The organism is Kitasatospora sp. NPDC050463, from assembly GCF_040655255.1.
Taxonomy (GTDB): Bacteria; Actinomycetota; Actinomycetes; order Streptomycetales; family Streptomycetaceae; genus Kitasatospora.
In genome coordinates, this window is record NZ_JBFAJO010000008.1 from 114,184 (window position 1) to 130,331 (window position 16,148).

General features: G+C 75.3%; 1 protein-coding gene. It reads right to left on the reverse strand.

The genetic code is table 11. The features are described 5' to 3' along the window. Window positions 1–4 precede the first annotated feature (4 nt). A complete protein-coding gene (locus AB0J08_RS07680; protein ID WP_360628516.1) occupies window positions 5–16,069 on the reverse strand; it encodes a type I polyketide synthase in 16,065 nt (5,354 codons plus the stop codon). Between the last annotated feature and the right edge of the window lie 79 nt (window positions 16,070–16,148).

A 16,148-nucleotide genomic window follows, 5' to 3' on the forward strand; every position in this document is an offset into this window, starting at 1 on the left:
GTGCTCAAGAGATTCCGAGCTCGTCGTTGATGAAGTCGAGGACCTCATCGGCCGAGGCGGACTCCAACTGCTCGGCCACCGTGGACTCCTCGGCCTGCTCGACTCCGTTGAACCTCGCCACCAACCCCTGGAGGCGGAGCACGATGCTGGATTTCTTGGACTCGTCGGACAGCAGTCCGGCGATCAGTGACTCGATGTCCTCGATCTTCGCGTTCACCATCGACAGCGCGTCGTCGGTGGTGCCGAGTTCACCGTGCAGGAAGCGGGCCAGCGCGAGCGGTGCCGGGTAGTCGAACACCACGGTCGCGGCCAGCTTCAGGCCGGTGGCCTCGCGGAGGCGGTTGCGCAGTTCGACCGAGGTCAGCGAGTCGAAGCCGGCGTCCTTGAACGCCGTCTCCGGGCCGACCTGGTCCGGCCCGGCGTGACCGAGGACGGTCGCCACCTGGCTGCGGACGAGGTCCAGCAGCAGGGCCTCCTGCGCCGCCGGTGCCAGGCCGGCGAGCCGGCGGGTCAGCCCGCCGCTGTCGCCGGCGGCCGTGCGCGCCAACTGCCGTCCGGCGCGCACCAGACCGCGCAGCAGCGGCTGGGCCGTGCGGCCGGCGGCCGCGTCGGCCCGCAGCGACCGCAGGTCCAGCTTGATCGGCACCACCAGGGCCGCGTCGGTCCGCAGCGCCGCGTCGAACAGCTGCATGCCCTCGGCCGGGCCGATCGGCAGGACTCCGCCGCGGCTCATCCGGGCCTGGTCGGCGGCGCCCAGGTGGGCGGTCATGCCGCTGATCTGCTCCCACAGGCCCCAGGCGAGGGACGTGCCGGGCAGGCCCGCCGCGCGGCGCCGGTGCGCCAGTGCGTCGAGGTAGGCGTTGGCCGCCGCGTAGTTGCCCTGACCGGCCGAGCCGAACAGGCCGGACGCGGAGGAGAACACCGCGAACGTCGTCAGGTCGAGGTCGCGGGTGAGTTCGTCCAGGTGGCTCACGGCGGTCACCTTCGGACCGAACACGTACGCCAGCCGCTCGGGCGTCAACGTGCCGATCACCCCGTCGTCCAGCACACCGGCGGTGTGCACGACGCCGGTCAGCGGGTGCTCGGCCGGCACCGCGGCCAGCAGCGCCGCCACCGCCTCGCGGTCGGTCACGTCGCAGGACTCCACCGTCACCGTCGCACCGAGCCCGGCCAGTTCGGCCGCCAGCTCGGGCGCGCCCTGCGCCTGCACACCGCGCCGGCTGACCAGCACCAGGTGCCGGACACCGTGCTCGGTGACCAGATGCCGGGCCAGCAGCGCGCCCAGCGATCCGGTACCACCGGTGACCAGGACGGTGCCGTCCTGGCGGAACGCCTCCGGTGCCTCGGCGGCCTGTCCGGCCTGCGCCCGGATCAGGCGCGGCACGGACAGCGCCGCACCACGCACCGCGACCTGCGGCTCGTCGGCGGCCAGGACGGCGCCGAGCACGGTGGTGAACGAGTCCTCGGTGTCCGGGTCGAGGTCGAGCAGCACGATCCGGTCCGGGTTCTCGGCCTGGGCGGTGCGCAGCAGGCCCCACACCGCCGCTCCGGCCAGGTCGGTGACGTCGGCGTCGCTGCCTGCCGGTACCGCGCCCCGGGTGACGACCACGAGCCGCGAGTCCTCGAACGCCTCGTCGGCCAGCCAGGCCTGGACGACCTCCAGTGCCGTTCCGGTCAGGGTGAGCACCTCGTCGGCGCCACCGCGGCCGTGGGCCTCCAGGACGGCCACGGCGGGTGCCTCACCGGCCAGGGCGGCCACGTCCTCGCCGGTGGCGACCGGCACCCAGGACGGCGCCGCTTCGGCCGCCCGCGGTGCCGCGGTCAGCGCGCTCCACTCCAGGCGGAACAGCGCGTCGCGGCCCTCGTCGGCCGCCGCGGCGGTGTCCAGCTGCTCGACGTCCACCGGGCGGAAGGTGACCGAGTCCACCGTCAGGACGGCGCCGCCGGCCTCGTCGACCGCGGTCAGCCCGAGCTTGTCGGGACCCTGCGGTGCGATCCGGACCTTGAGGGCCCCGGCACCGGCGGCGTGCAGCACCAGCCCGTTCCAGGCGAACGGCAGCACGTTGTGGCCGTCGTCGGGCTGGGCGAACGCCTGGGTGTGCAGGACCGCGTCGAGCAGGGCCGGGTGGATGCCGAAGCGGGTGGCCTCGTCGCGCCGCTCGTCGGGCAGGACGACCTCGGCGAAGAGTTCCTCGCCGCGCCGCCAGACCGCCCGCAGGCCCTGGAACGCCGGGCCGTAGGCGTAGCCGTGGCGGGCGAGGTCGTCGTAGAAGCCGGCGACGTCGAGGTCCACGAGCTCCGCGCCGGCCGGCGGCCAGACGGTGGTGTCGAATCCGGGTGTCTGCGTGGGATCGGCCGCGGCCGCCGCCAGGGTGCCGGCCGCGTGCCTGGTCCAGGCGTCCGGGCCGATCTCGCCGGCCGCGTCCTCGCGGGCCGAGTAGACGGCGACGGTGCGCGTGCCGCTCTCGTCGGGGCCGCCGACGGCGACCTGGACCCGGACCCCGCCGTGCTCGGGCACCACCAGCGGTGCCTCGATGACCAGTTCGTCGAGCGCGCCGGCGGCCACCACGTCGCCGGCCCGCACGGCCAGCTCCACCAGACCGGTGCCGGGCACCAGCACGACACCGCCGACGGCGTGGTCGGCCAACCAGGCGTGGGTGCGCAGGGACAGCCGCGAGGTGCAGAGCACCCCGCCGGTTTCGGGCACCTCCACCACCGCGCCGAGCAGCGGGTGGTCGGCGGTGACCTGGCCGAGCGAGACGGCGTCGGTGGCCGGGGTGGTCCGCAGCCAGTAGTGCCGGTGGTCGAAGGCGTAGGTCGGCAGCTCCAGGTGCGCGGCCGGGAGGCCGGCGGGCAGGGTCTTGGCCCAGTCCACCTCGACGCCCCGGACGAAGAGTTCGGCGACCGAGGCGAGCAGGGTGTGCGCCTCGGGGCGGCCGTCGCGCAGCGCCGCGACACAGACCGCGTCCTCGCCGGCGGACTCCGCCACCACGCCGCTGAGCGCGGCACCCGGGCCGAGCTCGACGAACAGTGCGCCACCGACCTCGGCCGCCGCGGCGATGCCCTCGGCGAACCGGACGGGACGGCGGACGTGCTCCACCCAGTAGGCGGGATCGACCAGTTGACCGGGTTCAGCAGCTCGGCCGGTGACGTTCGAGATCACCGGCAGCTTCGGCTCGCTCCACTCCACATCCGCCAGCACGGCCGCGAACTCCGCCAGCATCGGCTCCATCAGTGCCGAGTGGAAGGCGTGCGAGACCGTGAGCCGCTTGACCTTGCGGCCCTGCGCCTTCAGACCCTCGGCCGCCTTCAGCACGGCCGCCTCCTCACCGGAGAGCACCACCGACGACGGACCGTTCACCGCCGCCAAATCCACCCCGTCACCCAGGAGTTCGGCGACCTCGGCCTCCGTGGCGGCCACCGCCACCATCGCGCCACCCTCCGGCAGCGCCTGCATCAACCGGCCACGCGCGGCCACGACCGCCGCCGCATCCGCGAGGGACAACACCCCCGCCACATGCGCGGCCGTGAGCTCACCGATCGAGTGACCCAGCACCGCGTCCGGCCGCACCCCCCAGGACTCCACCAGCCGGAACAACGCCGTCTCGACGGCGAACAGACCCGCCTGGGTGAACACCGTCCGGTCCAGCAGACCCTCACCCGCCGTACCGAACACCACGTCCTTGACCGAGTGCTCCACCCAGCCCGCCAGCTGCGCGTCCAGCGCGGCACACGCCGCGTCGAACGCCTCGGCGAACACCGGGTACCGCTCGGCCAACTCCCGACCCATCCCGATCCGTTGCGAACCCTGCCCCGGGAAGACCAGCACCGTCCGGGCCGTGTCGGACACCGTCCCGGTCACCACCACCGGGCTGCTCCCGCCCCGCGCCGGCACAGCCAGGCCGGACACCGCCTCGTCGGCGGACCCGGCCAGCACCACCGCCCGCTCGGACAGCAGCGCCCGCTGCGCCACCAGCGCGGCGGCGACGTCCGCAACCCCCGGCCCCGACGCCTCGACGAAGGCCGCCAGCCGCTCGGCCTGGCCGGCCAGCGAACCGGCGCTCTTCGCCGACAGCACCAGCGGCACCACACCCGCAGGCACGGCCCGGACCGCGACGGGCTCCGGCTCCTCCTCGGGCGCCTGCTCCAGGATCAGGTGGGCGTTGGTCCCACTGACACCGAAGGCGGACACCCCGCCGCGACGCGGCCGGCCGGTCTCCGGCCACGCCCGCGCCTCGGTCAGCAGCTCGACCGCGCCGGTCTCCCAGTCCACCTCGGTCGAGGGCGCCTCGACGTGCAGGGTGGGCGGCAGCACCGCGTGCCGCAGCGCCTCCACCATCTTGATCACACCGGCGACACCGGCCGCCGCCTGCGCGTGGCCCAGGTTGGACTTGACGGACCCGAGCCAGAGCGGACGCCCCGGCTCGCGGTCCTGGCCGTAGGTGGCCAGCAGCGCCTGCGCCTCGATCGGGTCACCGAGCACCGTGCCCGTGCCGTGCGCCTCGACCGCGTCCACCTCGACGGTGGACAGGCCCGCGTTGGCGAGGGCCTTGCGGATCACCCGCTGCTGCGAGGGGCCGTTGGGCGCCGTCAGACCGTTGGACGCGCCGTCCTGGTTCACCGCACTGCCGCGCACCACCGCGAGCACCGGGTGGCCCTTGCGGCGCGCCTCCGACAGCCGCTCCAGCACCACCACGCCCGCACCCTCGGCCCAGCCGGTGCCGTCCGCCGTCGAGGAGAAGGCCTTGCAGCGGCCGTCGGGCGAGAGCGCCTGCTGGCGGGAGAACTCCACGAAGGTGTGCGGGTTGGCCAGCACGGTCGCGCCGCCGGCGAGCGCCATCGAGCACTCGCCCTGCCGCAGCGCCTGCGCCGCCAGGTGGATCGCCACCAGGGACGACGAGCAGGCGGTGTCCACGGTGACCGCCGGGCCCTCGAAGCCGAACACGTAGGAGACCCGGCCGGAGGCCACACTGCCGGCGGAGCCCGTCGCGGTGAAGCCGCTCAGCTCCGCCGGGATCTCCCCGCCGAATCCGTAGCCCTGACTCATCACGCCGGAGAAGACGCCGACGTCCGTGCCCTTCAGCGCCGCCGGGTCGATGCCCGCGCGCTCCAGGGCCTCCCAGGACGCCTCCAGCAGCAGCCGCTGCTGCGGGTCCATCGCGAGCGCCTCACGCGGCGAGATCCCGAAGAAGCCCGCGTCGAACAGCCCGGCCTCGTGCAGGAATCCGCCCCGGTCGACGTACGAGGTGCCGACCCGGCCGGGGTCGGCGTCGAACAGGCCGTCCAGGTCCCAGCCGCGGTCCTCCGGGAACGGCGAGAGGGCTTCCCGGCCGTCGGCGACCAGCCGCCACAGGTCCTCCGGGCTCGCCACACCGCCGGGCAGCCGGCAGGCCATGCCGACGATCGCGATCGGCTCGTCCGGGTCGGCGACCAGGACGGTCGGCGCCGCCGAGCCCGCCGCGGCGGCCACGTGGCCGAACGCGCCGTGCAGGTGGCGGGCCAGGGCGAGCGGGGTCGGGTAGTCGAAGACGACGGTGGTGGGCAGGTTGAGGCCGGTGGCCTCGCGCACCCGGTTGCGCAGTTCGACGGAGGTGAGCGAGTCGAAGCCGGCGTCCTTGAACGCCTTCTCCGCCTTGACGTTGTCCGCCCCGGCGTGGCCGAGGACGGTCGCCACCTGGCTGCGGACGAGGTCCAGCAGCAGGGTCTCCTGCTCGGCGGCCGACAGTCCGGCCAGCCGGTCCGCCAGCCCGCCGCCGCGCTGTGCGGCGGCGGCCCGCACGGCCTGCCGGCCGGTCCGGACCAGACCCCGCATCAGCGGCTGGACGGCGCCGCCGGACGCCGCGTCGGCGCGGGCCGCCCGCAGGTCGAGCTTGATCGGCACCACCAGGGCCCGGTCGGCGTGCAGGGCCGCGTCGAACAGGGCCAGGCCCTCGGCCGGGGTCAGCGCCAGGACACCGCCGCGGCTCATCCGGGCCTGGTCGACCTCGCTCAGGTGCGCGGTCAGGCCGGTGCTCTGCTCCCACAGGCCCCAGGCCAGCGACACCCCGGACAGGCCGTCGGCCCGACGACGGGCCATCAGGCCGTCGAGGTAGGCGTTGGCCGCCGCGTAGTTGCCCTGACCGGCCGAGCCGAACAGGCCGGCGGCGGAGGAGAACACCGCGAACGTGGTCAGGTCGAGGTCGCGGGTCAGCTCGTCCAGGTGGCGCACCGCCGTCGCCTTGGGCGCGAAGACGCCGGCGATCCGCTCGGGCGTCAGCGCGCCGATCACCCCGTCGTCCAGCACACCCGCGGTGTGCACGACGCCGGTCAGCGGGTGCTCGACCGGCACGGCGGCCAGCAGCGCCGCCACCGCCTCGCGGTCGGCGACGTCGCAGGACTCCACCGTCACCGCCGCGCCGAGCCCGGCCAGTTCGGCCGCCAGCTCGGGCGCGCCCTGCGCCTGCACACCGCGCCGGCTGACCAGCACGAGGTGCCGGACACCGTGCTCGGTGACCAGATGCCGGGCCACCAGGGCGCCCAGCGAACCGGTGCCGCCGGTGACCAGGACGGTGCCGCCGGGGCGGAAGGCCGGGTCGGTTCCGGTCGTGTCGCCGCCGGCGGCGCGGACCAGCCGCGGCGCGGACAGTGCGCCGCCACGCACGGCGACCTGCGGCTCACCGGTCGCCAGCAGGGCGGCGAGCAGCGGTTCGACGACCGCGGCGGAGGTGACGTCGGTGGCGGTGTCGGTGTCCAGCAGGACGATCCGGTCGGGGTTCTCCGCCTGGGCCGCGCGGATCAGGCCCCAGACGGCCGAGCCGGCCGGGTCGGTCACCGCGGCGTCGCCGCCGGCGGGCACCGCACCGTGGGTGACCAGCACCAGCCGGGAGTCCTCCAGGCTCGGTGCGGCCAGCCAGGTCCGGACGAGCTCCAGGATCCGGTTGGTCAGCGCCAGGGCGTCCCCGCCCCGGCCGATCGCCTCCACCAGCGCGACCACCGGGGTGGTGACGTTGTCGGCGAGGATCTGCACCTCGTCCGCGTGGAACAGCGGCACCCACGGCGGCAGCGACCCACCGCCGGCGGGCGCCGCGGGCAGCTCGGCCCACTCCACCCGGAAGAGGGAGTCGGGGCCGGCGTCCGCGGCCGCGGCCGAGAGCTGCTCGGCGGAGACCGGCAGGAAGGAGAGCGCGTCCAGCGTCAGGACCGGGCCGCCGGTCTCGTCGGCGGCATCCAGCGACAGCCCGCCCTGGCCGGACCGCGCGAGCCGCACCCGCAGCACCGAAGCGCCGATGGCGTGGAGCGTGAGGCCGGTCCACTCGGACGGCTGCCACAGCCGCTGGCCGCCCGCGGCCTCGTCCGCCACGGCGGCGTGCCGCAGGCCGGACTGGAGGGCGGCGTCCAGGAGCGCCGGGTGGATGCCGAACCGGCCGGCGTCGGCGTGCTGATCCTCGGGCAGGACGACCTCGGCGAAGACCTCCTCGCCGCGCCGCCAGAGCCCTCGGACGCCCTGGAAGGCCGGGCCGAAGGCGTAGCCGAGGCGGAGCAGGTCGTCGTAGAGCTCGTCGGCGCCCGCCTGCCGGGCGCCGGTGGGCGGCCAGACGACGAGGTCGCCGTGCGCCTCGGTGCGGGCCGCCGTCGCCGGGGAGAGCCGGCCGGTGGCGTGCCGGGTCCACGCGTCGGCGCCGGTGTCCTCGTCGGCGTCCTCGCGGGTGGCGTAGATGTCGACGCTGCGGGCGCCGTTCCCGTCGGGGCCGCCGACGGTGACCTGGACCCGGACGCCACCCTGTTCGGGCAGCACCAGCGGGGCCTCGATCACCAGCTCGTCGAGCGTGCCGCAGCCGACCTCGTCACCGGCCCGCACCGCCAGTTCCACCAGCGCGGCGCCGGGGACGGGGACGGCGCCGCCGACGACGTGGTCGGCCAGCCAGGGGTGGGTGCGCAGCGACAGGCGCGAGGTGAAGGCCAGCCCGTCCGACTGCGGCAGCCGGACGACGGCGCCGATCAGCGGGTGGTCGACGGTGGCCTGGCCGAGCGAGGCCGCGTCGGTGGCCGGGGCGGTCTGGAGCCAGTAGTGCCGGTGGTCGAAGGCGTAGGTCGGCAGGTCCACCTGGGCTGCGCCGGCATCGGCGGGCAGCATGCCGGTCCAGTCCACGGCCACGCCGCGGACGTGGAGTTCGGCCATCGAGGTCAGCAGCCGGCGCAGGCCGCCCTCGTCCCGGCGCAGCGAGCCGGTGACCAGGGCATCTGCCGCGGCCTCGTCGACGATCTCGTTGATCGGCTGGACGAGCACCGGGTGGGCGCTGGACTCGACGAAGACGGTGTGGCCCTCGCCCAGCAGCGCGGCAATGGCCGGCCCGAAGCGGACCTGGCCCCGCAGGTTGCGGTACCAGTACCCGCCGTCCAGCACACCCGCCTCGTCGACCCACCCACCCGTGACCGTCGAGTAGAACGGCACCAGCGGGGCCTGGCTGCGGATGTCCGCGAACGCCTCACCCAGCGTGTCCTCGATCGCCTCGACATGGCGGGTGTGGGAGGCGTAGTCCACCGCGACCCGGCGCACCCGCACCCCGTCCACCGCCAGGACCTCCAGCGCCTCGTCGAGGGCCTCCGCGTCACCGGCGACGACCACCGAGGTCGGACCGTTGACGGCCGCCACCTCGACCCGGTCCGCCCAACGCTCCAGCCTCGTCACGGCCTCGCTCTCGGAGAGCGCCACCGACGCCATCCCGCCACGCCCGGCCAGCCGGCCGGCGATCACCTGGCTGCGCACGGCCACGATCCGGGCGGCGTCCTCCAGCGAGAGCGCACCGGCCACACAGGCCGCCGCGATCTCACCCTGCGAGTGACCCAGCACGGCGTCCGGCACCACACCCACGGACGCCCACACGGCGGCCAGACCGACCATCACCGCGAAGCTCGCCGGCTGGAGCACGTCCACCCGCTCCAGCAGCTCCGCCGGGGCGTCGCCGCGCAGAACCTCCTCCAGCGACCAGTCCACCCACGGGCCCAGGGCGGCCGCACACGCCGCCACCCGCTCCGCGAACACCGGCGAGGAGTCCAGCAGTTCACGACCCATACCGGCCCACTGCGAACCCTGGCCCGGGAAGACCAGCACCGTCCGGCCCGCGCCGGCCGAGCCGAGCGAGCCGCCGGTCACCAGCCCCGGCGCGGACTCGCCCCGCGCCAGCGCACCCAGCCCCGCCAACGCCTCGGACCGCGAACCGGCCACCACCACCGCGCGCTCGGACAGCAGCGCGCGCCGGGACACCAGCGCGTTCGCCGTCGCGGGCAGCGACACCGCATCCGCGGTGTCCAGGAAGGAGACCAGCCGCTCGGCCTGACCGGCCAGCGAACCGGTCGACGCCGCCGACACCACCAGCGGCACCACCGCGTCGCCCGGCGGCACCTCGCCCGCCGCCGGCTCGACCGCCGGCACCTCGGTGGACTCCTCCAGGATCAGGTGCGCGTTGGTGCCGCTGATCCCGAAGGAGGAGACCCCGGCGCGACGCGGTCGGCCGCCGCCGGCCCAGTCGCGTGGCTCGGTCAGCAGCTCCACCGCGCCGGCGGTCCAGTCCACCTGCGGCGTCGGCTCGGTCACGTGCAGCGTGGAGGGCAGCACACCGTGCCGCATCGCCTGCACCATCTTGATGACGGCCGCGACACCGGCCGCGGCCTGCGTGTGGCCGATGTTGGACTTCAGCGAGCCGAGCCAGAGCGGACGCTCCGGGTCACGGTCGCGGCCGTAGGTGGCCAGCAGCGCCTGCGCCTCGATCGGGTCGCCCAGCGCCGTCCCGGTGCCGTGCGCCTCCACCACGTCGATGTCCGAGGCGTCCAGGCCCGCGTTGGCCAGGGCCTTGCGGATCACCCGCTGCTGCGAGGGGCCGTTCGGCGCGGTCAGACCGTTGGACGCGCCGTCCTGGTTCACCGCGCTGCCGCGCAGCACGGCCAGCACCTGGTGCCCGTTGCGCCGCGCCTCGGAGAGCCGCTCCAGCACCACGATGCCCACGCCCTCGGACAGGATGGTGCCGTCGGCGCCCGCCGAGAACGCCTTGACCCGGCCGTCGGCCGCGAGGCCGCGCTGGCGCGACATGCCGAGGACGCCGACCGGCGAGCCCATCACGGCGACGCCGCCGGCCAGAGCCAGCGAGCACTCGCCCGACCGCAGCGCCTGCGCGGCCAGGTGGATCGCCACCAGCGAGGAGGAGCACGCCGTGTCGACCGTCACCGCCGGGCCCTCGAACCCGAACACGTAGGACACCCGGCCCGACGCCACGCTGCCCGCGGTCGCGGTGGTCACGAAGCCTTCGAGCTCGGCGGGCATGCTGGTGAGGGACTCGACGTAGTCGTGGATGGAGACACCGGAGAAGACGCCGATGTTGCCGCCGCGCGCCGTGCCGGGGTTGATGCCGGCGCGCTCCAGGGCCTCCCACGAGGCCTCCAGTAGCAGGCGCTGCTGCGGGTCCATCGCCAGTGCCTCGCGCGGCGAGATCCCGAAGAACTCGGCGTCGAACTCCCCGGCGTCGTGCAGGAAGCCGCCCCGGTGCACGTAGGAGGTGCCGGGCTTCGCCGCGTCATCGTCGAAGAGGCCGTCGAGGTTCCAGCCGCGGTTGTCCGGGAAGCCCACCATGCCGTCGCGGCCCTCGTGCACCAGGCGCCACAGGCCCTCGGGGTCGACGACGCCGCCGGGCAGCCGGCAGGCCATGCCGACGATGGCGATCGGCTCGTCCGGGTCGGCCGCGACCACCGTGGGGGCGGCGGCGGCACCGGCCGCGGTGTCACCGAGCTCCTCGCGCAGGAAGCGGGCGAGCGCCACCGGCGTGGGGTAGTCGAAGATCAGGGTGGCGGGCAGCTTGACCCCGGTCGCGGCGCTCAGCCGGTTGCGGAGCTCGACCGCGGTGAGCGAGTCGAAGCCGATGTCGCTGAAACCGCGGGTGCCCTGGGCCAGTTCCTGGCCGTTGAAGCCGAGCACGGCGGTGGCCTCCGCCTGGACGATGCCCAGCAGGATGCTCTCCTGCTCGGCCTCGGACTTCCCGGCGAGGCGGCGGACCAGCCCGCTGCCGTCACCGGCGGCGGCCCGCGCCAGCCGGCGACCGCCCCGCACCAGGCTGCGCAGCATGTGAGGGACGGCGCCGCCGGAAGCGGTATCGGACCGCAGTGCCCGCAGGTCGAGCTTGATCGGGACCAGCAGCGCCTGCTCGGCGTGCAGGCCGGTGTCGAAGTGGGCCAGGCCCTCGGCCGGGGTCAGCGCCAGGACACCGCCGCGGCTCATCCGGGCCTGGTCGACCTCGCTCAGGTGCGCGGTCAGGCCGGTGCTCTGCTCCCACAGGCCCCAGGCCAGCGACACACCGGGCAGGCCGGTGGCCCGACGACGGGTCATCAGGGCGTCGAGGTAGGCGTTGGCGGCGGCGTAGCTGCCCTGGCCGGCCGAGCCGAGCAGCGCGGCGGCGGACGAGAACACCACGAACGCCCGGAGCTCCGGGGCGAGTTCGCGGGTCAGCTCATCCAGGTGGCGCACCGCCGTCACCTTGGGCGCGAAGACGCCGGCGATCCGCTCGGGCGTCAGCGCGCCGATCACACCGTCGTCCAGGATGCCCGCCAGGTGCACGAGACCGGTCAGCGGGTGTGCGGCCGGGACGGCGGTCAGCAGCGCCGCCACCGCCTCACGGTCGGCGACGTCGCTCGCGACGACCGACACGGAGGCCCCGAGCTCGGCCAGCTCGGCGGCCAGGTCGTCGGCCCCCTCGGCGTCGGGGCCGCGGCGGCTGGCCAGCACGAGGTGCCGCACGCCGTGCCGGGTGACCAGGTGGCGGGCCACCACCGCGCCCAGCGAGCCGGTGCCGCCGGTGACCAGGACGGTGCCCTCGGGGTCGAAGGCCACCGGCGCGTCGGCCCCGTCGGCCTGCTCGGCCGGGTCGACCGCCGGGGCGGTCTCGGCGCGCACCAGGCGGGAGGCGGACAGGACGGTGCCGCGGACGGCGACCTGCGGCTCGCCGGAGGCCAGCACCGCCCCGAGGACGGGGCCCGCGCCGGTGGCGGCGGCGGGGTCGAGGTCCACCAGGACGATCCGGTCGGGGTTCTCCGCCTGAGCCGCCCGGACCAGGCCCCAGACGGCGGCGCCGGCCGGGTCGGTCACCGCGGCGTCGCCGCCGGCGGGCACCGCGCCCCGGGTCGCCACCACCAGCCGGGCGTCCGCCAGGCCCGGGGTGGCGGTCCAGGCCTGGATCGCGGCCAGCACCCGGCAGGTGAGTTCCAGCGGGTCGGCGGCGGTGTCGTCACTGCTCGCGTCGAGGACGGCGACCGCCGGGACGCTCTCGCGGGCGGCGAGCGCGGCCACGTCGTCCGGGCCGGACAGCGGGGCCCAGACCGGCGCGGACGTGGCGCCCTCGGGTGCGGGCAGCGCGGTCCACTCCACCCGGAACAGCGAGTCCCGGCCGTCCTGGCCCGCCGCACTGCCCAACTGCTCGGCGGAGACCGGCAGGGAGACCAGCGAGTCCATCGTCAGGACCAGCTCGCCGGCCTCGTCGGCGGCCTGGAAGGACAGCGCGTCGGTACCCCGGGGGGCGACCCGCACCCGCAGCGCGGAGGCGCCCAGGGCGTGCAGGACCAGCCCGTTCCAGGCGAACGGCAGCACGTTGCGGCCGTCCTCCGGGTTGCTGAACGCGTTGGTGTGCAGGGCGGCGTCCAGCAGGGCGGGGTGGATGCCGAACTTGTCGGCGTGCTCCCGCTGTTCCGCGGGCAGCACGGCCTCGGCGAAGAGCTCGTCGCCGCGCCGCCAGACCGCCCGCAGGCCCTGGAACGCCGGGCCGTAGGAGTAGCCGCGGACGACCAGGTCGGTGTAGAAGTCCTCGATCTCCACGGGCTCGGCGCCGGCCGGGGGCCAGGCGGCGAAGTCCACGGCGGGCGTGGTGCTGCCGCTCGGGGCGGTGGCCGACAGCAGACCGGTGGCGTGCCTGGTCCACTCGCCGTCGCCGTCCTCACCGGCGGCGTCCTCGCGCAGGGAGTAGACGTCCACCGTGCGGGAACCGGTCGGGCCGGGGCCGCCGACGGCCACCTGCACCCGGACGCCGCCCTGCTCGGGCAGCACCAGCGGGGCCTCGATGACCAGCTCTTCGAGGATGCCGCAGCCGAACTCGTCACCCGCGCGCACCGCCAGGTCGACGTAGACGGTGCCGGGGACGATCACCACGCCCTGCATGGCGTGGTCGGCGAGCCAGGGGTGGGTGCGCAGCGACAGGCGTGAGGTGAACACCAGACCGTCCGACTGCGGCAGCCGCACCACGGCGCCGAGCAGCGGGTGGTCGGTGCCGGTGAGGCCCAGCGAGGCGGCGTCGGTGGCCGAGCCGGTCAGCTGGAGCCAGTAGTGCTGGTGGTCGAAGGCGTAGGTCGGCAGGTCGACCACGGCGTCGGCGGCCCCGGCGGGCAGCAGGCCGGTCCAGTCCACCGCGACGCCCCGGACGAAGAGTTCGGCCATCGAGGTCAGCAGCCGGCGCGGCCCGCCCTCCTCGCGGCGCAGCGAGCCGGTCACCACGGCCGTCGCGTCGGCGGCGTCCACGATCTCGCTGATCGGCTGGACGAGCACCGGGTGGGCGCTGGACTCGACGAAGACGGTGTGGCCCTCGCCCAGCAGCGCGGCGACGGCCGGGCCGAAGCGGACCTGGCCGCGCAGGTTGCGGTACCAGTAGCCGCCGTCCAGCACCCCGGCCTCGCCGACCCACCCGCCGGTGACGGTGGAGTAGAACGGGATCTGCGGGGCCTGACCGCGGATGTCCGCGAAGGCCTCGGTGAGGGTCTCCTGGATCGCCTCGACGTGCCGGGAGTGGGAGGCGTAGTCCACCGCGATCCGGCGCACCCGCACACCCTGGTCCTCCAGGGCGTCGAGGACCTCGTCGAGGGCCTCGGCGTCACCGGCGACCACGACGGAGGACGGGCCGTTGACGGCCGCCACCTCGACGCGGTCCGCCCAGCGCTCCAGTCGCTCGGCGGCGTCGGTCTCGGAGAGGGCCACCGAGGCCATTCCGCCGCGCCCCGCGAGGCTGCCGGCGATCACCTGGCTGCGCACCGCGACGATCCGGGCGGCGTCCTCCAGCGACAGCGCACCGGCCACGCAGGCCGCCGCGATCTCGCCCTGCGAGTGGCCGACCACCGCGTCCGGCAGCACGCCCGCCGAGGCCCAGACGGCGGCCAGACCGACCATCACCGCGAAGCTCGCCGGCTGGAGCACGTCCACGCGCTCCAGCAGCTCCGCCGGGGCCTCGCCGCGCAGCACGTCCTCCAGCGACCAGTCCACCCAGCGCTCCAGGGCGGCCGCACACTCCGCGACCCGCTCGGCGAACACCGGTGAGGAGTCCAGCAGTTCACGGCCCATGCCGACCCACTGCGAGCCCTGCCCGGGGAAGACCAGGACGAGCTTGCCCGCCCCGCCCGAGGTGCCCGTCACCAGCCCGGCGGCGGACTCGCCCCGGGCCAGCGCGGCCAGCCCGGCCAGCGCCTCGTCCTTCGAACCCGCCACCACCACCGCGCGCTCGCCGAGCACCGCCCGCCCGGTGGCCAGTGCCCCCGCCACACCGGCGAGGGAGACCGCCTCCGAGGCGTCGAGGAAGGAGACCAGCCGCTCGGCCTGGCCGGTCAGCGAACCGGTCGAGGCGGCCGACACCACCAGGGGCACCACCGCGTCGGGCACGTCCCCGGGAGCGACCGGCTCCTCCTCGGGCACCTGCTCCAGGATCAGGTGCGCGTTGGTGCCGCTCGCGCCGAAGGAGGACACCCCGGCCCGGCGCGGCCGGTCGGTCTCCGGCCACTCCCGGGCCTGCGTCAGCAGCTCGACGGCGCCCGCCGACCAGTCCACCTGCGGGGTGGGTGCGTCGACGTGGCGGGTGGCCGGCATCACGCCGTGCCGCAGCGCCTGCACCATGTTGATCACACCGGCGACACCGGACGCCGCCTGGGTGTGGCCGATCACCGACTTGACCGAGCCCAGCCGCAGCGGGCGGTCGGCGGAACGGTCCTGGCCGTAGGTGGCGAGCAGCGCCTGCGCCTCGATCGGGTCGCCGAGGACGGTCCCGGTGCCGTGGCCCTCGACCATGTCGATGTCGGCCGTGGAGAGGTTGGCGCTGTCCAGGGCCTTGCGGATGACCCGCTGCTGCGCCGGGCCGTTGGGTGCGGTCAGACCGTTGGACGCGCCGTCCTGGTTGAGCGCGGAGCCCCGGATGACCGCCAGGACGCGGTGGCCCAGCTCCCGCGCCCGGGAGAGCTTCTCCAGCAGGACGACGCCGGCGCCCTCGGCCCAGCTGGAGCCGTCGGCGCAGGCCGCGTAGGACTTGCAGCGGCCGTCGAAGGCCAGGCCGCGCTGGCGGGCGAAGCCCACGAACCCGCCCGGGGTCGACATCACGGTCGCGCCGCCGGCCAGCGCCATCGAGCACTCGCCGCGGCGCAGCGCCTGGGCGGCCAGGTGGATGGCGACCAGCGACGAGGAGCACATGGTGTCGACGGTGACCGCCGGGCCCTCCAGCCCGAGGGAGTAGGCGACCCGGCCGGAGGCGACGCCGCCGGCCGTGCCCAGGGCCCGCTCCAGGCTGAGGAAGCCCTCGTAGCCGCTGAGGTCCGGGGCGTAGTCCTGGTGCACGATGCCGGCGAACACGCCGATGTCGGTGCCCCGGACGGAGTGCGGGGCGATGCCGGCCCGCTCCAGCGCCTCCCAGGACACCTCCAGCAGCTGCCGCTGCTGCGGGTCCATGGCGAGCGCCTCGCGCGGCGAGATGCCGAAGAAGCCGGCGTCGAACTGGCCCGCGTCGTGCAGGAAGGCGCCCTCGCGCACGTAGGTGGTGCCGGGGTTGTCCGGGTCCGGGTGGTAGAGGCCTTCGAGGTCCCAGCCGCGGTCCTCGGGGAAGGCGGTGTACACGTCGGTGCCGTCGGTGACGACCCGCCAGAGGTCCTCGGGAGTACGGATCCCGCCCGCGTAGCGGCAGGCCATCGACACGATGGCGATGGGCTCGGCGGGGGCTTCGAGGAGCTTCTGGTTCTCCTGCTGAAGCCGCGCGTTCTCCTTCAGCGAGGCACGAAGTGCGTTGACGATCTGCTCGTCCGGCGTCGTCATGTTCCTACGTCCTCCGTGTCAGTCCGCTGTCAGTGGTCAGCTGGTCGTACCGGGTCATCAGGGTCGTCCGAGTTGTCCG